Source organism: Caulobacter sp. 1776 (assembly GCF_040545685.1).
In the GTDB taxonomy this organism is placed as follows: domain Bacteria; phylum Pseudomonadota; class Alphaproteobacteria; order Caulobacterales; family Caulobacteraceae; genus Caulobacter.
Genome location: NZ_JBEPMI010000001.1, coordinates 382,794 through 402,002 on the forward strand (window position 1 = coordinate 382,794; position 19,209 = coordinate 402,002).

Sequence of the window (19,209 nt, forward strand, 5' to 3'; positions counted from 1 at the left end):
TTCGCATTGCCGGACGCCCGATGCCCGACCGCCCAAGCCCCCGGATTTCCTCGCGAAAGCAACCGCGCCAAGCCCGTTCGACCGAGCTGGTCGCGGCGATCCTGGAAGCCGCTGTTCAGGTTCTGGCCAAGGAGGGCGCCCAGCGGTTCACCACCGCGCGGGTGGCCGAGAAGGCCGGGGTCAGCGTCGGCTCGGTCTACCAGTACTTCCCCAACAAGGCCGCGATCCTGTTTCGACTGCAGAGCGACGAGTGGCGCCAGACCACGGGCCTGCTGCGCGCCATCCTCGAGGATGTCGAAAGGCCGCCGCTGGATCGGCTAAGAGCCCTGGTGCACGCCTTCGTCCGTTCGGAGTGCGAGGAAGCGCAGATGCGTACGGCGCTGAACGACGCCGCCCCGCTCTATCGCGACGCGCCCGAGGCCAAGGCGGCCCGGGTCTCGGGGACCGACATCGTCAGCGCCTTCATGCGCGAGGCGCTGCCGGAAGCGTCGGAAGAGACGCGTGTCCTGGCCGGCGACCTGATCACCACCACGCTCAAGGAGGTGGGCAAGGCCTTCTCGGAAAGCCCGCGCGCCGAGGCGGAGATCACGGTCTATGCCGACGCGATGGCCGACATGTTCACGGCCTATCTGAAGAGCCTCAAGCGGCCTTAGGGCACTTGGCCCCGGTGTCGATCCACGCCTTGATCAGCTCGCCGAACTGAGCTTGGGTGCCGGGCGCCGGGACGCGGCCCGCGCCGGGGTTCCAGGCCCAACCGACCAGGTGGTCCTCGGCCATGTGATGGTGCAGCTCGGCCATCGACTTGCCGCCATTGGTCGCCGGGTTCTTGATCTGACCGCAGATCGCGCCCAGCGACTTGCCCTGCCAGGCCATCTCGGCGGGGGCCAGACCCCACTTCGGATCGCCGGGGATGCTCTTGATGTCCTGGCCCCAGGTCGGAACGTTGGCCTGGCCGTGGCAGGCGAAGCACGGCATGCCGGCGGGCCCGTGGCCGCTGTCGCCGGCGACCATCGGCGGATTGTGCGGATGCAGGTCGTTCCCCTGCGTCGGGGCGCGCTGGACCGGGTGACAATTCAGGCAGCGCGGACTCTGGATCACCTTGCCAGCCTCGGTGAACAGCGCGACCGAGCGCGCGGCCGGATCCTTGATCGACTGGAAGCTGGCGGCGGTCTTCAGCGCGACCGGCTGGGGAGCCGGCGCGGGCTCGGGCGCGGCGACGCCGCTGGCGGCCACGGCGCCGGCCAGCGCTAAAGTTCCAGCCAGGATCACGAGGGTAGCGGCTCGCATGGCGTTTCTCCCGGAAGTCCGGACTCGAACGCCCCAGCTTATCCTCGGGTTTCCTGCTCCAGGAAACGGCCGATCCAAGCGGCCATTCGATCGCAGTCGTTCTCGGCGCTCAAGCTGGCGATCGCGGCGTCGGCCTGTTCGTCGGTGAAACGCGTCCCGCGCCGGGCCTCGATCAGGGCCTTGGCGTAGGCGGGTGAGAATTCCGGGTGGAACTGCATCGAGATCGCCTTGGCGTCCTCATAGACCAGGACGCCGTAAGGCGTGAAGGCGCTGCCGGCCAACACCCGCGCGCCCGCCGGCAGCTCGATCACCTGGTCCTGGTGCGAACCGGGCACGGCGACGTGGCGGGCGTCGTCCATCCAGGTCTCGCGGTCGGAAACTTCATAGGCCTGCAGGCCCACGCCCCAGCCCTTGTCGGATTTGATCACCTTGCCGCCGAAAGCCTCGGCCATGATCTGGTGGCCGAAGCACACCCCGACCAGCGGCGTCTCGCCCTTGGCCTCGCGCAGGAACGCCTTTAGCGGCTCGATCCAGGGCAGCGGGTCATAGACCCCGGCCGCCGAGCCGGTGATGACATAGGCGTCGTTCTCGGCCGGATCGGCCGGCAGCTCGCCCTTCTGGACGTCGTAGACGCTATAGCTGTGCTCGGGCCCCAGCAGCGCCTCGAACATCGCCGAATAGCTGCCATAGGTCGCCGCGAGGTCGCCCGGCGGGTTGCCGGTCTCGAGCAGGCCGATCTTCAAGACACGCCTCCGAAGCTTACGAACTCAGTAGACCATCCCCTGGGCGACGGCCTTCAGACGTTCGATAGCGCTGAACTTGTCCTCGATGAAGTCCTGGTCGATCCACCAGAGTTCGATCTCGCGCATCACCTCGCCGACCATCGGCCCTTTGGGCACGCCGGCTGTCATCACCTCTTCGCCCGACAGCGGGAAGGCCGGCGGGACCCAGGTCTCGGCCAGAGCCAGCAGGGCGCGCCACTGCGGGGCGGTGGAGTCGCGGCCAGAGCCCGCCCAGGCCAGCTTGACCCGGTCGCAGAAGGTGCGCGTTCCCAGGCCGTAGACAGCGCGGCGGGCCTCGCGCGGGCTCATCCACGAGACGATGCGCGGGCTCTTGCCGACCGCGTCGACGATGCGGTCGCGGACGTTGTTGGGCAGGCGCAAGCGCTCGGCCAGCTGCTCGGCGACCTTGGGGTCGTCGGGGATCAGGGCGGCCAAGCGCAGGTCCGGATCGTTCTCGAACAGTTGCTCGGTCTCGATGGCGACCAGCGCCTCGAAACGGGCCAAGGACTTCACCGCCGGCAGGATCGAGCCCAGCACCGCCGTGGCGGCCATCAGACGAAAGGCCGGGCGCGGATCTTCCGCGGCCAGCATCTTCATCAGCTCCTTCTGGGTCCGCTCGGCGGCGCGGCCCGAGACCATGCCCTTCAGCGCCTTGCAGGCGGCCAGGGCCTTCTGGTCGGCCTCGCCCTTGCCGTACCAGGCCTGGAACCGGAAGAAGCGCAGGATGCGCAGATAATCCTCGCGGATCCGGGTCATCGGATCGCCGACGAACACCACCTTGCCCTCGCGGGCGTCGTTGAGGCCCTCGCCGGTCGGGTCGTAGACGCGGCCCTCGGGGTCGGCATAGAGGGCGTTGAAGCGGAAGTCGCGGCGCTCGGCGTCCTGGCCCCAGTCCTGGGTGAAGGCCACCACCGCCCGACGACCGTCGGTTGAGACGTCCTTGCGCAGGGTCGTGATCTCGTAGGGCCGCCCGCCCGATAGGGCCGTGATCGTGCCGTGGTCCACGCCGGTCGGGATGGCCCGCAGCCCCGCCTGCTCAAGGGCGTCGATGATCAGGTCGGGCGTCAGGGTGGTGGCGATGTCGATGTCGTCGACGGGCTTGCCCATCACGGTGTTGCGCACGCAGCCGCCGACGAAGCGGGCGCAGCCGGGATAGCCGCGCGCCTCCAGGGCGGCGATCACCGCCTTCGTTTCCGGAAGCGTCATCCACGATGGCGCGCCGATCGACTCGCTGTTCAAATGACGAACTCCCCACGCTCGTGCCTCGTCCCCCCCGGGCGAGGGCGACATAGTTAGGCCAGGTGACCCGGTGTCCGCCAGACGGGAAACACCCTATTCGGCGGGTTGCCGACCGCTTTCGTCGTAGAGCGCCTCGTATAGCGACCGAAGCATGCCCGCCGTCGCCCCCCAGATGAAGCGATCGTTCCACGGCATGGCGTAGAAGTGGCGCCGCTCGCCGGTCGGCGCTTCGCGATGTTGGCGCTGGTGGTTGGCTGGATCCATCAAGAACGAGAACGGCGTCTCGAAGACGTCGGCCACTTCCTCGGGGCTGGCGACGAATGTCGCCTTCGGATCGATGAAACCGACCACCGGCGTCACGTGGAAGCCGGTCACTGTCTGATAGCCATGCAGCAGGCCGGCCACCGTCACCAGGGCGGGGTCCAGCGCGACCTCCTCCTGGGCCTCGCGCAGGGCCGTGCCCCAGGGCGTCTCCCCGGGATCGCAGCGTCCCCCGGGGAAGGCGATCTGGCCGGTATGGCTGCGCAGGGTGTCGGAGCGGCGGGTCAGCAGGACGGTCAGGCCGTCCTCGTGCTCGACCAGCCCCACCAGCACCGCGGCCGGGCGCAGAGCATGCGGATTGTCGACCTTCAGGCCCGGATTGAGGTCGTAATCGGACTTGATCGGATTGGCCAGGCTGGGATCGTAGTCGGCGATCGGATGCAGGCGGCTGGTGATCCAGGCGCGGCGTTCTTCCCGCGTCATGCCGGGGTCGCTCCGGGCGGCGCGATCGGGAAGAAGGCGCCGTTCGAGGTCACGCCCCACGTGTCGCCTCGTTGCCGCGCCATCTCGGCCAGCTCGTAGAACACGGGCCGGGCGATCAGGGCCTCCAGTCCGCGTCGGACGTGGACATAGGGGCGCGGCTCGCCGGTTTGGGGATCGATCTCGACACGGATCTTGTTCTCCGGCCCCGCCTCGACCGTGTCGCCGACATTGGTCTGGAAGACGAGCACGTCGCCCCCATCGCTATTTTTGGCCCGGTCGACCCGGGTGGCGATGAACGGCGCGTCCTCGACCGTGATCCGCATCTTCTCGACCGGCGTCACCAGGTGATAGCCGTCCGGATCCAGGCGCAGCACGGTCGAGAACAGCCGCACCAAGGCCTCCCGGCCGATCGGCGTCCCCTCGTGAAACCATACCCCGTCCTTGCGGATGCGGATGTCGATCTCGCCGCAATGAGCCGGGTTCCAGAGGTGCACCGGCGGCAGGCCGCGCTCGCCGGCCGCCCCCACCTGCGCGCTTTGGGCGGCCTTGGCGACGCCTTCGAGGCCTGCCGTCTGGGGTGTGTCCGTCATGGCTGATCAGTTAGGCCGTTAGGCCCGCCCGCTCAAGCGCGCGGATCGATCGCGACGAGACCCGAAAGCCCTTCGTCCCCGCCCTGGCGCAGCGGCAGCAGCAGCACGCGACGCTGGTCCACCGGACCGGGCATGATCACGCCGGCCGTGTGGGCGTTGGAGAACCCGACCCGGCCGAAATAGGGGCCGTCGCCGACCAGCAGCACGGCGCGCCAGCCGGCGGCGCGGGCTCCCTCGACGGCGGCCTCGACCAGGGCCTGGCCCAAACCCGCGCTGCGCTCGTCGGGATCGACGGCCAGGGGCCCTAGGAACGCGACCGGCTCGCCGCCGATCGTCACCGGCCACATCCGCACGCAGCCCACAGGCGCGCCGTCGCGGAGGGCCACATAGGAGCAGTCGAGCAGCGGCGTATTGCCCTCGCGCAGGCGCTCGGACGACTTGGCGAAGCGGCCTGGGCCGAACACCCGGTCGATCAGGTGGATGACAGCCGCCGCCATCGCCGGGGTCTCATGGACCAGCGGCGGAAGGGCGGGCGCGGAGGAAACAGTCTTATGAACGGAGGTCATCGGCCTTCGGGAAATGCGAAAGAACGTCGGGGGCTCCCGACGCGAAGGCGCGTGGGAGGGCTTCAGGTCGTGGCGCGTTCGCGCGGAATTCGTCGCAGGCGTCGCATGCCTGAAAACCTCCAAGAGACGCGCGCGCTGTAGGGCCAAGCCTTTCTCAGGTCAATAACGTTGCGGTGCGGGAGCGGAGCCCTATGTTGCGACCCAATGTCCGACCCCGCCGCCCTCGCTGACGCGCCCGAACCCGATACGTCTACCCGCGCCCTGTTGCGGGAACGTGACTTCCTCCTTTTCTGGGCGGCGCGGTTCGTCTCCACCCTGGGGGTGCAGATCCAGTCGGTGGCCCTGGGCTGGCAGGTCTATGCGATCGCCCGCCTGACCCGATCGGTCGGGGAGTCGGCCTTCCTGGTCAGCATGATCGGCCTGGCCCAGTTCCTGCCGCTGTTTCTGCTGACCTTGGTGGCCGGCGAGACCGCCGACCGGCGGACCCGCAAGTTGATCGTCGCCACGACCCTGGGCCTGGACGCGATCAGCGCCGCCGTCCTGCTGACCCTGACCCTGATGGGGTCGCACCAGCTGTGGCCGATCTTCGCCATCTCGGTGCTGTTCGGGGCCAGCCGCGCCTTCCTATCGCCGGCCAGCAGCGCCATGGGGCCGATGCTGGTGCCGAGATCGCTGCTGCCCCGCGCCATCGCCTGGAACTCGCTGGCCTGGCAGAGCGCGTCGATCGCCGGGCCGGCCCTGGGCGGCCTGCTGCTGATCCATTCGCCGGCCGCGGCCTTCGGGACCTCGTTCGGCTTCTATCTGCTGGCCGCCCTGCTGGCCCTGGCCATCCGCAAGCAGACCAGGCCGGAGACCCAGCCCGGCTCGCGCGTCGAGCTGATCAAGGAAGGTCTGGCCTATGTGTGGAACAACAAGATCGTCTTCGGCTCGATCTCGCTGGACCTGTTCGCGGTGATCCTGGGCGGGGCCACGGCCCTGCTGCCGGTGTTCGCCAAGGACGTGCTGCACATCGGTCCCGGAGGCTTCGGCCTGCTGCGCGCCGCGCCGGCGATCGGCGCGACCCTGGTCGGGATCTACCTGGCCAGCAACCCGATCCGCCGCCACGCCGGCCGCATCATGTTCGCTGGCGTCGCCGTCTTCGGCCTGGCCACGGCGGTGTTCGGCCTGTCGAAGCTGGTCTGGCTGTCGGTGATCGCCCTGGCGATCCTGGGCGGGGCCGACATGCTGTCGGTCTATGTCCGCCAAACCCTGGTCCAGATCGTCACCCCCGACACGATGCGCGGCCGCGTCGCCGCCGTCTCGGGCGTGTTCATCAGCGCCTCGAACGAACTGGGCGAGGTCGAGAGCGGCGCGGCGGCCTGGCTGCTCGGCCCGGTCGGCGCGGCGGTGTTCGGCGGCGTCGGGGCCATGGCGGTGACGGCGCTGTGGGCCTTCCTGTTCCCAGACCTGCGCAAGGCCGACCGGCTGGAGTAGTTCTCCTCCCGTGAAACGGGGGAGGATGAAAATTACAGCCCCGCCAGATTCCGCAGAGGCTCGCCGGTCAGGCGGCGGATGATCCACTCGTCCATCGTCTCCGCGCCCAGGCTGTCATAGAAGGCGATCGAGGGCGCGTTCCAGTCCAGGACCGACCATTCGAAGCGGCCCAGGTTTTCGTCGACACAGCGTCTGGCCAGGTTGACCAGCAGCGCCTTGCCCGCGCCGGAGCCCCGCGCCGACGGCCGCACGAACAGGTCCTCCAGCCAGATCCCGTGCCGGCCGACGAAGGTCGAATAGTTGTAGAACCACAGGGCGAAGCCGACCGGCTCGCCGTCCAGCTCGGCGATGTCGGCGAAAGCGCGCGGACTGTCGCCGAACAGAGCGGCCGCCGTGTCCGCCTCCGTCGCCGCCACCGTATCGAGCAGCTTTTCATAGTCCGCCAGATCGAGGATGAACTGGTGGATCAAGGCGGCGTCGGCGGGCGTGGCGGTACGGACGGAAACGGGCATGGCGGTCTCTGCGGACTATCGGGACTTCGTTCTGGAGCAACTGGCCCCGCTGGGCCACATCACCTCGCGCCGCATGTTCGGGGGAGTCGGCGTCTATGCGAACGGCCTGTTCTTCGCGCTGATCGACGACGACGTGCTCTATCTGAAGGGCGACGAGACGCTGAAGGCCGCGTTCGAGGCGGCCGGCGCGCACATTTTCGATCCGTTCGGCGACGGCAAACCGCTCAGCTACTGGTCCGCCCCGGCCGAGGCGCTGGACGACCAGGACGTTCTGCTCGAGTGGTCGCGGAAGTCGCTGGAGGTGGCCGCGCGCAAGTCGGCGGGGAAGAAGAAGCGCTAGCCGATCTTCACCCCCGGCGGCGGTTGGCTGCTCTCCGGCACGAAGAAGTCCGGCATCAGGGTCGCCGTCGGATCGACCTTGTACTGGTCGAAGTCGCGCACGCCCTCGCCGTACAGGAAAGTGTCGTCGATCAGGAAATTGCCCGAGAACTCCCGCGACGGCTTCAGGAAGATCGCGTGCGCCGCGTCGGCCATGATCTCGACGGTCCGGCAGTGCTTGAGACCTTCCTCGCCGGCCAAGGCGAACTGGATGGCGGCGGTGGCGATGCCGGTGCGCGGCCACAGGGCGTTGAAAGCGATCCCGTCGCCCCTGAACTCCTCGGCCATGCCCAGCACGCACATCGACATGCCGAACTTGGCCATGGTGTAGGCCACGTGCGGCCCGAACCAGCGCGGCGACATGTCCAGCGGCGGCGACAGCATCAGGACGTGCGGATTCCCGGCCTTCTTCAGGTGCGGGATGCAGGCCTTGGAGGTCAGGAACGTGCCGCGCGTGTTGATCTGGTGCATCAGGTCGTAGCGCTTCATGTCGGTCGACAGCGTACCGGTCAGCGAGATGGCCGAGGCGTTGTTCACGCAGATGTCGATGCCGCCGAACTGGGCGACGGCCTTGTCGACCGCTTCCTGGACGCTGGCCTCCTCGCGCACGTCGACCACCAGCGGCAGGGCCTGGCCGCCGGCCGCCTCGATCTCGGCGGCGGCGGTGTAGATGGTGCCGGGCAGCTTCGGATGGGCCTCGGCCGTCTTGGCGGCGATGACGATGTTGGCGCCGTCCCGCGCCGCCCGCAGGGCGATGGCCAGGCCAATGCCGCGCGAGGCGCCGGTGACGAACAGGGTCTTTCCCCCAAGGGAGTTCAGCTGGCTCATGCGGGGTCTCCACGCGTTCTGATCAGGCCGACGCCGGCGGCGATGAAGCCTAGGATGAAGCTCATCTTGGCCACGTGCGCGACGGGACCGTGATCCTTCAAGGCCACGCCCGCAAGGCCGATGACGAGGGCCGCGATCCAGAGACCGGCGGCGACGCGCAACACCTTGGCCCGCAACAGATCCACGGCCCAGACCACCATGCCGATCGACCAGACGCTGGAGGCGATCACGTACGAGGCCTCGCCGAAGATCTTGGCCGACGCGGTCCGCACCAGCATCACGCCCAGCACGGCGATGGCCAAGCCCGCCAGAGCCAAGGTTCCGGTCGATCGGGCGGTGGCCGAGCGCACGCCCAGCATGCCGAACAGCAGCAGCAGGTCGATGGCCACATAGACCAGATGCGGCTGAGGCTCGACCAGGCGCGGATAGATCAGGAACGGCGCGACGATGTCGACAGCCGCCCCGATCAGGGTCGCCGCGCCGGCCAGACGCAGGACCGAACGCCGCTCCATCAGGCGCCGGCGCCGGTGGTCTTGACCGACAGATCCCACAGGCGATCGGCCGCCTCGGGATCCAGGGCGTGGGACATGACGCCGTTCCAGGGACGCTCCTGGCTCCACGGGACGGCCTGGTTGCAGTCCTCCAGATAGAGTCCGCCGACGCCTTCGAGCTCGTCGCCGACCGCCGCCCAGACGCTGGTCGCCGCGCCCTGCTCGGTGGTCTTGAAGCCCTCGCGCGGCTTGTCGTTCTCGTCCAGCCAGCCCATCGCCCGCTGCTCGTCCAGGGTCATGTGCCGCTGCAGCGGAGTCATGATGCCGCCGGGCATGACGGCGTTGGCGCGCACGCCCCGGTCCTTGAACCGCTTGTCGAAGCCGACCGCGAACAGGCTGTTGGCCGTCTTGGCCTGGCCATAGGCCTCCCACTTGTCGTACGGGCGGGTCTGGTAGTTCGGGTCGTCGAAGTTCACGCCGCTCCGCCGATGGCCGATCGAGGACAGCGAGACGAGCCGCGAGGTCTTGCCGCTCGCCTTCGCCCCGGCGATCAGGTTCGGCGCCAGCAGCACCGACAGCAGGAAGTGGCCGAAATGGTTCGTGCCGATCTGCATCTCCAGCCCGTCGGCGGTGCGCGCCAGCGGGCAGGCCATGACGCCGGCGTTGTTGATCAGGATGTCGATCGGCCGGTCGCCCCAGCGGTGGACGAAGTGGCGGATGGCCTCGAAGCTGGAGAGATCCAGCATGGCGAAGCTGACCCGCTTCAGGCCGGCTTCGGCGTTGATCGCATTGGCGACCGCCTCGCCCAGCTCCGGCTTGCGGGCGGCGATGATCACCTCCGCGCCGGCCAGCGCCAGGGCCCGCGCCGTCTCGACGCCGATGCCGGTGGCCGCGCCGGTGACGATGGCGACCTTGCCCGACAGGTCATGGCCCGCGACGACCTCGCGCGCCGTCGACTTGGCCCCGAAGAGCGAGGTGATGCGATCACTCATGATATTTTCCTCCCGCTATTCTTGTCATCCCGGGCGGAGCGCAGCCTAGACCCGGGACCGCAGCAAACGCACGCGCTTCCGGCGATCCCGGCTCGGCGCGCTGCGCGCTTGGCCGGGATGACAGCTTTAATGGACCTTCGAGAAATCCGGCGCGCGGCGTTCGGCGAAGGCCATGAAGGCCTCGCGCGCCTCGGCTGTCTGCAGGCGGGCGGCGAACTCCGCGCCCTCGGCGTCCATCAGGGTGGCGATCTTCTCGGCGTCGCGCATCAGGCGCTTGGTGACGGTCAGGGCGCCCAGCGGCCGCTTGGCCAGCTGGTCGGCGGCGGCGCGGGCCCGGGCCCGCAGATCGGAGAATTCGGCCGAGCCGTTGGCGATCCCCCAGGCCACGGCGGTAGCGCCATCGATCGCCTCGCCCAGCGCGAACATGGCATAGGCGCGGGCATGGCCGATGCGAGCCGGCAGCAGCCAGCTCGACGCGGCCTCCGGCACCAGGGCCAGGTTGACGAATGGCGTGGTCAGGCGCGCATCGGGGGTGACGAACACCAGGTCGCAGTGCAGCAGCATGGTCGTACCCACGCCGACCGCCTGGCCCTGGACAGCGGCGACCAGCGGCCGAGTGGCGTTGGCCAGGGCCTTCAGGAAGCGGATCACGTGGCGTTCGCCGGTGAAGGCGCCCGTGGCCTGGGCCGCGAAGTCCTGCAGGTCGTTGCCGGCCGTGAAGCTGTCGCCGTCGGCCTGGAGGACCACGACGCGCACGGCGGGATCGTTCTCGGCCGCCTCCAGGCTGTCGGCCAGTACGCCATACATGGCGTTGGACAGGGCGTTCTTCTTTTCCGGACGCGCCAGGGTGAGGGTCATCACGCCGGCGTCGATTTCGACCTTCACCTGATCGGTCATCACGAATCTCCCTTGGGGAACTTGGTCTGCAGGCTGGAGAGCCAGCGCGCGACCACGCAAATCTCTTCGTCCGTGAAGCCCTCGGTCAGGTGGGCGTTGATCCCGTCCAGCCCGGCCTTGGCCGCCTCGCGGGCAGCGCGGCCCTTGTCGGTCAGGCAAAGCCGCATGGCCCGGCCGTCCTTGGGATCGGCGCGGCGTTCGACCAGCTCGGCGCGAGTCATGCGATCGATTAGGCCGGTCATGGCCGAAGGGGCCAGGTCCAGGGCGTCGGCCGCCTCGCCGATCAGGGCGCCGTCCTGGTCGCCCAGGAAGAACAGCACGCCCGACTGGGCCGCGGTCAGGCCGCCCTTGGCCGCCATCTTGGCCTCGATCCAGCGCTGGACGCGCCGCTGGCCGGCGTTGAGCAGGAAGATGAGGCGGCGGTCGGGCGGCACGGACATGTTAGCCAAGCTATATTTCGCGTACGAAATGTCAAACGGGCGTTTTTAGCTTGAGCTAGAACTCGCCGCGTACCAGGCGATCCCCGCCGTATCGACCGCGCGCCCGATCCGTCCTCGGCCGATCAGGCAGTTGAGATGCGCCAGCGCCTCGCCCGTGGCCATGCCCAGCAGCTCGCCGCCGATCGGCCGGGCGAACAGGGCGCCGAACGTGTCGACCACGCGCTTGGGCTCGGCCAGCTTCTTTTCCAGGCGCGACAGGCCGCGCTCGTGTCCAGAGATCAGGCCGTCGATCCGGGCGTGCAAGCCCTCGAACGGATCGTTGTGGGCCGGCAGCACGATCACGTCGTCGGGCACGGCCGCCTTGACCTTGGCCAAAGACCGCAGCCAGTCGCTCAGCGGATCGGCGTCCGGCTCGGTCGGGAACACTGAGACGTTGGACGAGATGCGCGGCAGCACCTGGTCGCCGGAGATCAGCAGGTTCAGCTCGGGGCACCACAGGCAGGCGTGGTCGGGCGAGTGCCCCTGCCCCGTCACCACGCGCCAGGTCCGGCCGCCGATCTCGAAAGCCTCGCCGTCCGACAGCCGGCGGTAGCTGTCGGGCAGGGCGTAGATCGCCTTGCCGAAGCCTCCGAACCGGGCCTTGTAGTTCTCGATCGCATCCTCGTCCCAGCCGGCGGCGTGGAAGAACTTCACCCCGTCCTCGGGCGCCTCGCGGCCGGTGTCGGCGACCAGCATCCGGCACTGGAAATATTCCAGCCGGGTCATCCAGAGCCGGCAGTCGAACTTGCGCGTCATCCAGCCGGCCAGGCCAACGTGGTCGGGATGCAGATGGGTGCAGATCACCCGGGTGATCGGCTTGCCGCCGAGCGCGCCGGCGAAGGCGTCGCGCCACGCCTGGCTGGTTTCGCGGGTCTGGATTCCTGTGTCCACGATCGCCCAGCCCTCGCCGTCGGCGATCGCCCAGACGTTGATGAACTGCAGCGACCCGCCCAGGGGCATGCGCAGCCACAGCACGCCGGGCCCGACCTCGACCGCGTCGCCGGAGCCGACCTCCGGCGCCGTCTGGAACGGGTAGACCAGCCGCGCCTTGCGCGGTTCACCCGCCTCGTCGTCCTCGAATCCGTCGCGCATTCCGTCCCCTCCAGACGCCGTTCAACCGGCGCTTGTCGTTGATCCAACCCATTTTTTGCCCTCTGGGGCAGTCATCATCACGCCTAGGTCGGACGGTATCTTGACCCCTGATACAAGCACGCGCTTATGTCCGCGCGAGGAATTTACACCCAGGAGACATTTCCCATGAGGCCTTTCGCGATCGGCCTGTCGGCCGCCCTCGCGGTCGCCATTCTCATTCCGGCCGCTGTCATTTCGGCGCCGAAGGAAGAGAAGGGCAAGCCCGCCGCTGTCGACGCCAAGTCGCGCGAAGCGGGCATGAAGGAAGCCCCGGCCCTGATCCAGGCCAGCGGCGCCGGCTGCACGGTTTCGGACGCCCGCTTCATCGGCGAGGACAAGAAGGCCGGCGCGAAATACTACGAGGTCGCCTGTAATGAAGGCATGGGCTTCGCGCTGATCGCCAAGAAGGACGTGGCCCCGCAGGTCTATACCTGCCTCGAATCGAGCCAACCGGGCCCGGACGGCAAGGTCGGCGGCCTGGCCTGCGTGCTGCCCGGCAACGCCAACCCCGGCGCGGGCCTGGCCCCGTTCGTCAAGAAGGGCGGCGTGACCTGCGATATCGAGAACACCCGCGCCATCGGCTCGGGCGCCAAGAACTCGTACTTCGAAGTCGCCTGTAAGGGCGGCGCCGGCTATGTGGTCCAGACCGTCGCCCCGCTGAACATCAACGGTGAAGTCGCGGTCAACAGCTGCCTGCTGTACGATGAAGGCGGCAATGTCAGCTGCAAGCTGACCAATCGCCAGACCCAGCTGGCCGTGGTCGATACGCTGAACACCGCCGCCGCAGCGGCCGGCACCACCTGCGCCATCAAGGACAAGCGCTACATCCTGAGCACCAAGGCCGACAACTATTACGAAGTCGCCTGCCAGGACGGTAAGGGCTATGTCTATCAGCAGACGGCGGCCAACGGCGCCTTCGCCCGCGCCATCCCCTGCGCCCAGGCCGGCTTCGTCGGCGGCGGCTGCACCATGACCGATGCGGTGGCGGCGCAGACCGAGCAGGCGGGCTTCTACAGCAAGCTGTCGGCCAAGGCCGGTTTCCCCTGCGACGTCGAGAAGTACGGCATGCTGCCGACCAACGACCCGAAGAAGGAAATCGTCGAGCTGAAGTGCAAGGGCAGCGACGCCGGCGCCATCGCCGTGTTCACCGCCACCACCGGCACGGTGTTCGACTGCGTCACCGCCGAGCTGAACGGGTTCCGCTGCAGCTTCACCAAGAAGGATTCGCAGTACCCCCGCCTGACCAAGGACCTGGTCGGCTTCAACAAGGCCTCGTGCCAGGTTTCGGACGCCCGCATCATCGGCGCGACCGACACCGAGGGCTTCGTCGAAGTGGCCTGCTCGGACGGCCTGCCGGGCTGGGTGCTGGGCTATCCGATCGGCGTCGCCAAGCCGGCGGCCAAGGAGTTCCTCTCCTGCGCCCAGGCCAAGGGCATCGGCGGCGGCTGCAAGCTGCCGACCAACAAGGTCAAGAGCTGATCCCAGCCTGAACCCTGAAGGACGAGGCCCGCCGGAGCGATCCGGCGGGCCTTTTCTTTTCACCCCATCGCCGCCTCGATCAGCCTCGGCCCGGGCGCGGCCATCGCTCGGGCGAAGGCGTCGTCGAAGGCCTCGGCGGTCTCGGCGCGTTCGGCGGCCAGGCCCATGCCCTGGGCGATCGCCACCCAATCCAGACGCGGATCGCCCAGATCCAGCAGCCGCGAGGCCGCCGGCCCCGGATTGCCCGCGCCCGTGCGGGAAAGCTCGATGCCGAGGATCCGATAGGCGTGGTTGGCGAAGACCACGATGGTGACGTCCAGCTTCTCGCGGACGATGGTCCACAGGCCCTGCACCGTGTACATGCCCGCGCCATCGCCGGTCAGGGCCAGGACCTTGCGATCGGGGCAGGCGACGGCCGCGCCGATGGCCAGCGGGATGCCCTGGCCGATCGCGCCGCCGGTCAGGGACAGCCATTCGTGGGCCCGGGCCGCGCGGGTCTGGGTGAAGATCGGCAGGCCGGCGGTCACCGCGTCGTCCGAGATCACCGCGCCCGCCGGCATGTGCCGGGCCACGGCCGCGCCGATCGCCCAGGCGTCGAGGCGTCCAGCCGGCGCGGCGGGGGCGACGTAGGTCTCGGTCGGTCCGGCGGCCGGCGCGCCGACGGCGTCGGCCAGGGCGTTCAGGGCCGCGGCGGCGTCGACCTCGCGACCGCACAGGGTCTCGACCGAGCAGCCCTCGGGCACGAGCACGCTGGGCCGGTCCGGATAGGCGAAGAAGGCCACCGGGCGCTGGGTCGAGACCAGCACCATCAGGTCGACGCCCTCGAGATCCTTCAGCGCCTGTTCGGCGAAATAGGGCAGCTTGTCGGGCCGGAACCGGCCCTCGCCTCGCGCCTGCCGGGCGGTGAAGGTGTCGGTGATGACCCGCACGCCATGGGCGGCCAGGCGTCCGGCGGCGGCCAGCGCGACCTCGCCGCAGGCTCCCGAGCCGAGCAGCAGCACGGGCGTCTGGGCGAAGGACAACGCCTTGGCGACGCTGTCGACGGCGGCTTTGTCGGGCTTGGCGAAGGCGGGCGGCGTCACCACCGGCCCCTTCACCGTCGCCGCGTTCCAGGCGCTGTCGGCCGGCAGGACGAGGCAGGCGTTACCGCCGGGCGTCCCGTAGCTGGCGACGATGGCCTCGGCGGTCAGCGGCCCGACGCTGTCGGCGCTCTCGGCGGATTTGACCCAGACCGAGTTGGGCGCGGCCAGGGCGGCGATGTCGCTGTTGAGCGGCGCGTCGAAGCCGCGATGATAGGTGGCATGGTCGCCGATGACGTTGACGATGGGGGTGTGCGCCCGCCGAGCATTGTGCAGGTTGGCCGCGCCGTTGGCGTAGCCGGGGCCCAGGTGCAGCAGGGTGCAGGCGGGCTTGCCGGCCATGCGGCCATAGCCGTCGGCGGCCCCGGTCGCCACGCCCTCGAACAGGCAGAGCACGCTGCGCATGCGCGGCTCGCGGTCCAGGGCCGCGACGAACTGCATCTCGCTGGTGCCGGGATTGGCGAAGCAGGCGGTGACGCCGTTGTCGGCCAGGGTGGTGATCAGGGCGTCCGCGCCGTTCATGTCTTTCCTCTCCTTGTCATCCCGGCGAAAGCCGGGACCGCCGGAAGCGCCGGCGCCTGTCGCGGTCCCGGGTCTTCGCCCGGGATGACAGCGTTCACAGCACGATCACGCCGTCGTCCGGCTGGGCCGCGAACAGCCGCGCGAGCGCGTCGGGCCGCCGCTCGCGGGCCAGGGCCTGGTTGATGTAGCCCTTGTCGGTCAGCTCGCCGCTGGCCGCGTCGGGCGCGCCGTCCAGGATCAGGGCGCGGGCCACCTTGCCGCCGCCGCCCTTGGCCGAGGCGTTCATCCGCGACAGGCCCTCGACGATCGCGGCCCTGACGGCGCCCTCGTCCCCGAGCCGCTCGCAGGCCTTTGTGTCGAGGAACAGCATCAGGCCGACGCCGTCCTGCCCCTCGCCGCAGACCACCGCGTCCGAGACCACGCCGCCGATCGCCGACACCGCCGCCACCCGCAGGGCGCCGGCCGCCACGAACGTGCCGCTGGCCAGCTTGAAGTTCTCGACCAGCCGCCCGTCGAACACCAGGCCCGCCGCCGGGTCCGCCGGGTCGGCCAGACGCGCGGCGTCTCCCAGGCGGTAGAAACCGTCCTCGTCGAAGGCCTGGGCGGTCGCGTCGGGCTGGTCCAGATAACCGGGCGAGACCTGCGGCCCCTTCACGCGGATCTCGAACTTGCCGCCATCACTGGCGGGCACGAGCTTGACCGAGGTGCCCGGGGTCGGCAGGCCGACCATGCCCGAGCGGGCGTTCAGCCAGTGGATGTTGCAAGCGGTCGGGCCGGTCTCGGTGGCGCCGTAGCCGGCCGCGAAGGTGATCCGTTCACCGACGGTCCGCACCGCCACGGCCTGGACGCGATCCAGGATCGACTGGGCCATCGACGCGCCGCCGTACTGCAGCACTCGGACCTTCTCGAAGAATCGGGCCGCCAGGGCGTCGTCGCGCTCCAGCTCGCCGACCAGCATCCCCCAGCCGGCCGGCACCATATTGTGATAGGTCGTGGCCACCTCGCGCAGGTTGCGCAGGGTCTCGGCGAAGCGACCAGGCGCGGGCTGGCCGGCGTCGATGTACAGGGTCCCGCCGCGGTGCAGCACCATGTGCAGGATGGCGTTGGCTCCCAGGCTGTGGCTCCAGGGCGCGGAATTGACCAGCACCGGCGGCTCGGGATCGGCGTAGCACGCCTCGATCTGGGCGGCGTTGAGGGCGATGTTGGCGTGGGTGCAGACGACCGCCTTGGGCCGACCGGTGGAACCGGAGGTCAGCAGCAGCTTGGCGGTGTCGTCCGGCTGAGCGACGGGGGCGACGGGCGCGCTAGCTAGCAGGTCTTCGAAAACCACGTCGCCGGGCCGGGCGTTGCGGCTGGCCACCACGGGCAGGCCGGCCAGGAACGGCGTGGCCAGCGCGTCGCCGAACGCCTCGGCGTCGTCGGCATAGACGACGGCGGGCTTCAGGCGCTCGACCGCGTGCGCGAGGCGGGTCAGGTCCGCGCCCTTCAAGCCGTATTGCGGCGAGACCGGCGCGGCCGGGGCGCCCAGGCTCATGGCCGCGTAGGCCATCAGGGCGTGGTCGATTCCATTGCGGGCCAGGATCAGCAACGGCGCGCCGCGCGTCAGGCCCAGGGTCGCGAGGCCCCCGGCCAGGGCTTCGATTCGCGCCTTGGCCTGGGCGTAGGTGACCGTCCGCCAGCTTTCGCCATCACGTTCCGCCAGCCAGACCCGGTCCGGCGCCTCGGCGGCCCAGCGCGCCAGCGGCGCGCTGACGGTCTGGATCGCGTCCGAATAGGGCATCGGATTGCGCAGGATCAGCGTCTCGCCGTGACGCTCGACCTCCAGCGCACGGGGCGCATAGCGAGCGTCGCGGAAGGGGGCCGTGCTGGGGGTCGATCCGTCCATGGCTCCTGTTATGTCGTGGCTCATACGACTGTTCAATCGACGACACGGCTTCGCCGCTTCACCCGGAGACCGCTGAAGGGGGTGAAAGGGCCGCGCCTTTCCCACATCGCGGGGAGGATCATCGATCTCCCCTCGACTTTTTTCGCCCGGCCTGTCGAATCCCGTCGAGCCGGCGCGTCTCTGGGATCGAAGCGCCGCGGTGGTCGCGGGCTCATCGGAGACGAAGCCATGCAATACGCCCTGTTGATCTACGAGAACGAGACCCTCTACCGCGGCGACAACGGCCGCGCGCTGGACGAGATCGTCGCCGCCCACCGCGCCTTGGCGGGTGAATTGGCCGGTCAGGGGATCCTGAAAGGCGGCGCCGGACTGAACACCACCGACACGGCGACCACGGTGCGCAAGACGGGCGGCGAGCACGCCCTACACGACGGCCCCTATGCCGAGGCCCGCGAACAGCTGGGCGGCTTCTACCTGGTCGACGTGCCCGACTTGGACGCGGCCCTGGCCATCGCCAAGCGGATCCCCCTGACCGGCGACGGATCGATCGAGGTCCGTCCGCTTACCGAAGGCGCTTGATCTCGCTCGACCCCATAAGGTCTCTTGAAGGGGCGGCGCGGGAGGCCGGAGGGCGGATCATCGCCGCCTTGGCCGCGACCTTCCGCGACCTCGATTTGTCCGAGGAGGCCTTCGCCGAGGCCTGCGCGCGGGCGGCGGCCGTGTGGCCGACCGCCCCGCCGCTGAACCCGGCCGCCTGGCTCTACGCCACCGCGCGGCGGTGCGCGCTGGACATGATCCGCAAACGAAACGTTCGCCAGCGCCTGACGCCCGACGCGCGTGAACCCGAGCCCACGGCCGAAGAGCTTCTGGCGTCCGACACCCGCCTGATCCCCGACGAGCGGTTGCGGCTGATCTTCGTCTGCTGCCACCCCGCCGTCGCGCCCGAGGGGCGCGCGGCCCTGACCCTGCGGCTGGTCTGCGGCCTGTCGGTCCAGGAGATCGCCCGCGCCTTCCTGGTCGCCGAGCCGGCCATGTTCCAGCGCCTGACCCGCGCCAAGAAGAAGATCGCCGAGGCTGGGGTGTCGTTCGAGGTCCCCGGCCCCGAGGCCTGGCCCGAGCGACTGGCCGCCGTGCTCTCGACCCTGGAGGTCGCCTACGCCCGGGCGCACGAGGACGCGGCCGGGGCCGGGACCCACGCCGGCTTTGCGCGCGAGATGCTGGACCTGACCGCCATCCTGGCCGAACTGCTGCCGAACGAGCCCGAATGCCTGGCCTTCGCCGCCCTGGTCCGTTTCGCGGAGGCTCGCCGGCCGGCGCGGCTCGACGCCGAGGGCGCGATGGTCCCGTTGTCGGAGCAGGACCCGGCGCTGTGGCGACGCTCGCTGATCGAGGAGGGCGAGGCGCTGCTGCGCCGGGCGGCGCGGCTGAACGCGCCCGGCCCCCGCCAGCTGCGCGCCGCCCTGCACGGCGTCTGGTGCGTCCGCCGTACGCTGGCCGACCCGCCGCCCTGGTCGGCGATCCTGGGGCTGTATGACCTGCTGCTGGCTTGGCGCGACGATCCGTTCGTGCGCATCAACCGCGCGGTCGCCCTGGCGGAGGTGGCCGGCCCCGCCGTGGCCCTGGTCGAACTGGAGGCGCTGGACACGCCACGCCTGGACGACTTCCAGCCGTTTCACGCGGTGCGGGCCGACCTGCTGGCGCGGCTGGGGCGGCGTGACGAGGCGCTGGCGGCCTATGACCGGGCGCTGGAAGCCGCGCCGGGACCGGCCGAACGGCTGTGGCTAGCGCGGCGGCGGAGCGAGGTCGAATAGCACCCAATTTCCGCTCTTCCCGGCGAAAGCCGGGACCCAGATCG

General features: G+C 69.7%; 22 protein-coding genes. 6 read left to right on the forward strand and 16 right to left on the reverse strand.

Annotated elements, in window-relative coordinates; all coding sequences use genetic code 11:
• Positions 1-20 precede the first annotated feature (20 nt).
• A complete protein-coding gene (locus tag ABIC66_RS01580) occupies positions 21-653 on the forward strand; it encodes a TetR/AcrR family transcriptional regulator (protein ID WP_354067563.1) in 633 nt (210 codons plus the stop codon).
• On the opposite strand, the gene ABIC66_RS01585 is transcribed toward ABIC66_RS01580, so the two are convergent.
• From ABIC66_RS01585 to ABIC66_RS01615, 7 genes are all read right to left on the reverse strand, one after another.
• Entirely contained in the window at positions 640-1,287 is a 648-nt protein-coding gene (locus ABIC66_RS01585; RefSeq protein WP_354067564.1) for an Isoquinoline 1-oxidoreductase subunit, read from the reverse strand. The two genes, ABIC66_RS01580 and ABIC66_RS01585, sit on opposite strands and share 14 nt — an antisense overlap.
• A 38-nt stretch (positions 1,288-1,325) precedes the next feature.
• Positions 1,326-2,030 carry a glutamine amidotransferase-related protein gene (locus tag ABIC66_RS01590; RefSeq protein ID WP_354067566.1) on the reverse strand — a complete coding sequence of 235 codons (705 nt, stop codon included), beginning with the start codon at positions 2,028-2,030 and terminating at the stop codon, positions 1,326-1,328.
• Between the two features lie 24 nt (positions 2,031-2,054).
• Positions 2,055-3,308 (reverse strand): CCA tRNA nucleotidyltransferase, encoded by a 1,254-nt coding sequence (locus ABIC66_RS01595; RefSeq protein WP_354067568.1) that lies wholly within the window; start codon positions 3,306-3,308, stop codon positions 2,055-2,057.
• 93 nt (positions 3,309-3,401) lie between these two features.
• Positions 3,402-4,052, reverse strand: coding sequence for a CoA pyrophosphatase (locus ABIC66_RS01600; protein WP_354067569.1), 651 nt, complete (start codon positions 4,050-4,052; stop codon positions 3,402-3,404).
• Positions 4,049-4,642 (reverse strand): DUF1285 domain-containing protein, encoded by a 594-nt coding sequence (locus tag ABIC66_RS01605; RefSeq protein ID WP_354067570.1) that lies wholly within the window; start codon positions 4,640-4,642, stop codon positions 4,049-4,051. Before ABIC66_RS01605 ends, ABIC66_RS01600 begins: the two co-directional genes overlap by 4 nt.
• Before the next feature lie 32 nt (positions 4,643-4,674).
• On the reverse strand, positions 4,675-5,208 hold the full coding sequence (locus ABIC66_RS01610; RefSeq protein ID WP_354067571.1) for a GNAT family N-acetyltransferase: 534 nt from the start codon (positions 5,206-5,208) through the stop codon (positions 4,675-4,677).
• Positions 5,209-5,270: 62 nt separating this feature from the next.
• On the reverse strand, positions 5,271-5,315 hold the full coding sequence (locus ABIC66_RS01615; RefSeq protein WP_354068347.1) for a hypothetical protein: 45 nt from the start codon (positions 5,313-5,315) through the stop codon (positions 5,271-5,273).
• Between the two features lie 97 nt (positions 5,316-5,412).
• On the opposite strand from ABIC66_RS01615, the gene ABIC66_RS01620 reads away from it, so the two are divergent.
• Positions 5,413-6,681 carry an MFS transporter gene (locus ABIC66_RS01620; protein WP_354067573.1) on the forward strand — a complete coding sequence of 423 codons (1,269 nt, stop codon included), beginning with the start codon at positions 5,413-5,415 and terminating at the stop codon, positions 6,679-6,681.
• A gap of 32 nt (positions 6,682-6,713) precedes the next feature.
• Here ABIC66_RS01620 and ABIC66_RS01625 read toward each other — a convergent pair whose 3' ends face one another.
• Positions 6,714-7,193 (reverse strand): GNAT family N-acetyltransferase, encoded by a 480-nt coding sequence (locus ABIC66_RS01625; RefSeq protein WP_354067575.1) that lies wholly within the window; start codon positions 7,191-7,193, stop codon positions 6,714-6,716.
• Between ABIC66_RS01625 and ABIC66_RS01630 the strand changes: the two genes are divergently transcribed.
• Positions 7,192-7,533, forward strand: coding sequence for a TfoX/Sxy family protein (locus ABIC66_RS01630; protein ID WP_354067577.1), 342 nt, complete (start codon positions 7,192-7,194; stop codon positions 7,531-7,533). The genes ABIC66_RS01625 and ABIC66_RS01630 overlap by 2 nt on opposite strands.
• On the opposite strand, the gene ABIC66_RS01635 is transcribed toward ABIC66_RS01630, so the two are convergent.
• The 6 genes from ABIC66_RS01635 to ABIC66_RS01660 all read right to left on the reverse strand — a co-directional run bounded on the left by ABIC66_RS01635 (position 7,530) and on the right by ABIC66_RS01660 (position 12,350).
• A complete protein-coding gene (locus tag ABIC66_RS01635) occupies positions 7,530-8,399 on the reverse strand; it encodes an SDR family oxidoreductase (RefSeq protein ID WP_354067579.1) in 870 nt (289 codons plus the stop codon). The genes ABIC66_RS01630 and ABIC66_RS01635 overlap by 4 nt on opposite strands.
• Positions 8,396-8,911 carry a hypothetical protein gene (locus ABIC66_RS01640; protein WP_354067580.1) on the reverse strand — a complete coding sequence of 172 codons (516 nt, stop codon included), beginning with the start codon at positions 8,909-8,911 and terminating at the stop codon, positions 8,396-8,398. Before ABIC66_RS01640 ends, ABIC66_RS01635 begins: the two co-directional genes overlap by 4 nt.
• Positions 8,911-9,882 (reverse strand): SDR family NAD(P)-dependent oxidoreductase, encoded by a 972-nt coding sequence (locus tag ABIC66_RS01645; protein ID WP_354067581.1) that lies wholly within the window; start codon positions 9,880-9,882, stop codon positions 8,911-8,913. The genes ABIC66_RS01640 and ABIC66_RS01645 overlap by 1 nt, the downstream gene beginning before the upstream one ends.
• Before the next feature lie 126 nt (positions 9,883-10,008).
• A complete protein-coding gene (locus ABIC66_RS01650; protein WP_354067582.1) occupies positions 10,009-10,779 on the reverse strand; it encodes an enoyl-CoA hydratase-related protein in 771 nt (256 codons plus the stop codon).
• On the reverse strand, positions 10,779-11,219 hold the full coding sequence (locus ABIC66_RS01655) for a MarR family winged helix-turn-helix transcriptional regulator (protein WP_354068348.1): 441 nt from the start codon (positions 11,217-11,219) through the stop codon (positions 10,779-10,781). The genes ABIC66_RS01650 and ABIC66_RS01655 overlap by 1 nt, the downstream gene beginning before the upstream one ends.
• 45 nt (positions 11,220-11,264) lie before the next feature.
• Positions 11,265-12,350 carry an MBL fold metallo-hydrolase gene (locus ABIC66_RS01660; RefSeq protein ID WP_354067584.1) on the reverse strand — a complete coding sequence of 362 codons (1,086 nt, stop codon included), beginning with the start codon at positions 12,348-12,350 and terminating at the stop codon, positions 11,265-11,267.
• Between the two features lie 126 nt (positions 12,351-12,476).
• Here ABIC66_RS01660 and ABIC66_RS01665 point away from each other — a divergent pair, with 126 nt between their 5' ends.
• The gene (locus ABIC66_RS01665; protein ID WP_354067585.1) at positions 12,477-13,868 is read left to right on the forward strand and encodes a hypothetical protein; all 1,392 of its coding nucleotides are present in this window, start codon (positions 12,477-12,479) and stop codon (positions 13,866-13,868) included.
• A gap of 59 nt (positions 13,869-13,927) precedes the next feature.
• On the opposite strand, the gene ABIC66_RS01670 is transcribed toward ABIC66_RS01665, so the two are convergent.
• Both ABIC66_RS01670 and ABIC66_RS01675 read right to left on the reverse strand, forming a co-directional pair.
• Complete coding sequence (locus tag ABIC66_RS01670; RefSeq protein ID WP_354067587.1) at positions 13,928-15,469, reverse strand: acetolactate synthase large subunit; 1,542 nt, start codon at positions 15,467-15,469, stop codon at positions 13,928-13,930.
• A gap of 94 nt (positions 15,470-15,563) precedes the next feature.
• Complete coding sequence (locus tag ABIC66_RS01675; protein ID WP_354067589.1) at positions 15,564-17,354, reverse strand: feruloyl-CoA synthase; 1,791 nt, start codon at positions 17,352-17,354, stop codon at positions 15,564-15,566.
• A 228-nt stretch (positions 17,355-17,582) separates the two neighbouring features.
• Here ABIC66_RS01675 and ABIC66_RS01680 point away from each other — a divergent pair, with 228 nt between their 5' ends.
• Together ABIC66_RS01680 and ABIC66_RS01685 are read left to right on the forward strand one after the other, a co-directional pair.
• Positions 17,583-17,933, forward strand: coding sequence for a YciI family protein (locus ABIC66_RS01680; RefSeq protein WP_354067591.1), 351 nt, complete (start codon positions 17,583-17,585; stop codon positions 17,931-17,933).
• A 14-nt stretch (positions 17,934-17,947) separates the two neighbouring features.
• Entirely contained in the window at positions 17,948-19,165 is a 1,218-nt protein-coding gene (locus ABIC66_RS01685) for an RNA polymerase sigma factor (RefSeq protein ID WP_354068349.1), read from the forward strand.
• Positions 19,166-19,209 lie beyond the last annotated feature (44 nt).

What these genes read in the sequence shown, in the direction of transcription:
- ABIC66_RS01580 (WP_354067563.1), top strand. Translation starts at nt 21, where the DNA reads ATGCCCGACCGCCCAAGCCCCCGGATTTCCTCGCGAAAGCAACCGCGC.
- ABIC66_RS01585 (WP_354067564.1), bottom strand. Translation starts at nt 1,287, where the DNA reads ATGCGAGCCGCTACCCTCGTGATCCTGGCTGGAACTTTAGCGCTGGCC.
- ABIC66_RS01600 (WP_354067569.1), bottom strand. Translation starts at nt 4,052, where the DNA reads ATGACGCGGGAAGAACGCCGCGCCTGGATCACCAGCCGCCTGCATCCG.
- ABIC66_RS01605 (WP_354067570.1), bottom strand. Translation starts at nt 4,642, where the DNA reads ATGACGGACACACCCCAGACGGCAGGCCTCGAAGGCGTCGCCAAGGCC.
- ABIC66_RS01610 (WP_354067571.1), bottom strand. Translation starts at nt 5,208, where the DNA reads ATGACCTCCGTTCATAAGACTGTTTCCTCCGCGCCCGCCCTTCCGCCG.
- ABIC66_RS01620 (WP_354067573.1), top strand. Translation starts at nt 5,413, where the DNA reads ATGTCCGACCCCGCCGCCCTCGCTGACGCGCCCGAACCCGATACGTCT.
- ABIC66_RS01630 (WP_354067577.1), top strand. Translation starts at nt 7,192, where the DNA reads ATGGCGGTCTCTGCGGACTATCGGGACTTCGTTCTGGAGCAACTGGCC.
- ABIC66_RS01625 (WP_354067575.1), bottom strand. Translation starts at nt 7,193, where the DNA reads ATGCCCGTTTCCGTCCGTACCGCCACGCCCGCCGACGCCGCCTTGATC.
- ABIC66_RS01635 (WP_354067579.1), bottom strand. Translation starts at nt 8,399, where the DNA reads ATGAGCCAGCTGAACTCCCTTGGGGGAAAGACCCTGTTCGTCACCGGC.
- ABIC66_RS01640 (WP_354067580.1), bottom strand. Translation starts at nt 8,911, where the DNA reads ATGGAGCGGCGTTCGGTCCTGCGTCTGGCCGGCGCGGCGACCCTGATC.
- ABIC66_RS01645 (WP_354067581.1), bottom strand. Translation starts at nt 9,882, where the DNA reads ATGAGTGATCGCATCACCTCGCTCTTCGGGGCCAAGTCGACGGCGCGC.
- ABIC66_RS01650 (WP_354067582.1), bottom strand. Translation starts at nt 10,779, where the DNA reads ATGACCGATCAGGTGAAGGTCGAAATCGACGCCGGCGTGATGACCCTC.
- ABIC66_RS01655 (WP_354068348.1), bottom strand. Translation starts at nt 11,219, where the DNA reads ATGTCCGTGCCGCCCGACCGCCGCCTCATCTTCCTGCTCAACGCCGGC.
- ABIC66_RS01660 (WP_354067584.1), bottom strand. Translation starts at nt 12,350, where the DNA reads ATGCGCGACGGATTCGAGGACGACGAGGCGGGTGAACCGCGCAAGGCG.
- ABIC66_RS01665 (WP_354067585.1), top strand. Translation starts at nt 12,477, where the DNA reads ATGTCCGCGCGAGGAATTTACACCCAGGAGACATTTCCCATGAGGCCT.
- ABIC66_RS01670 (WP_354067587.1), bottom strand. Translation starts at nt 15,469, where the DNA reads ATGAACGGCGCGGACGCCCTGATCACCACCCTGGCCGACAACGGCGTC.
- ABIC66_RS01675 (WP_354067589.1), bottom strand. Translation starts at nt 17,354, where the DNA reads ATGGACGGATCGACCCCCAGCACGGCCCCCTTCCGCGACGCTCGCTAT.
- ABIC66_RS01680 (WP_354067591.1), top strand. Translation starts at nt 17,583, where the DNA reads ATGCAATACGCCCTGTTGATCTACGAGAACGAGACCCTCTACCGCGGC.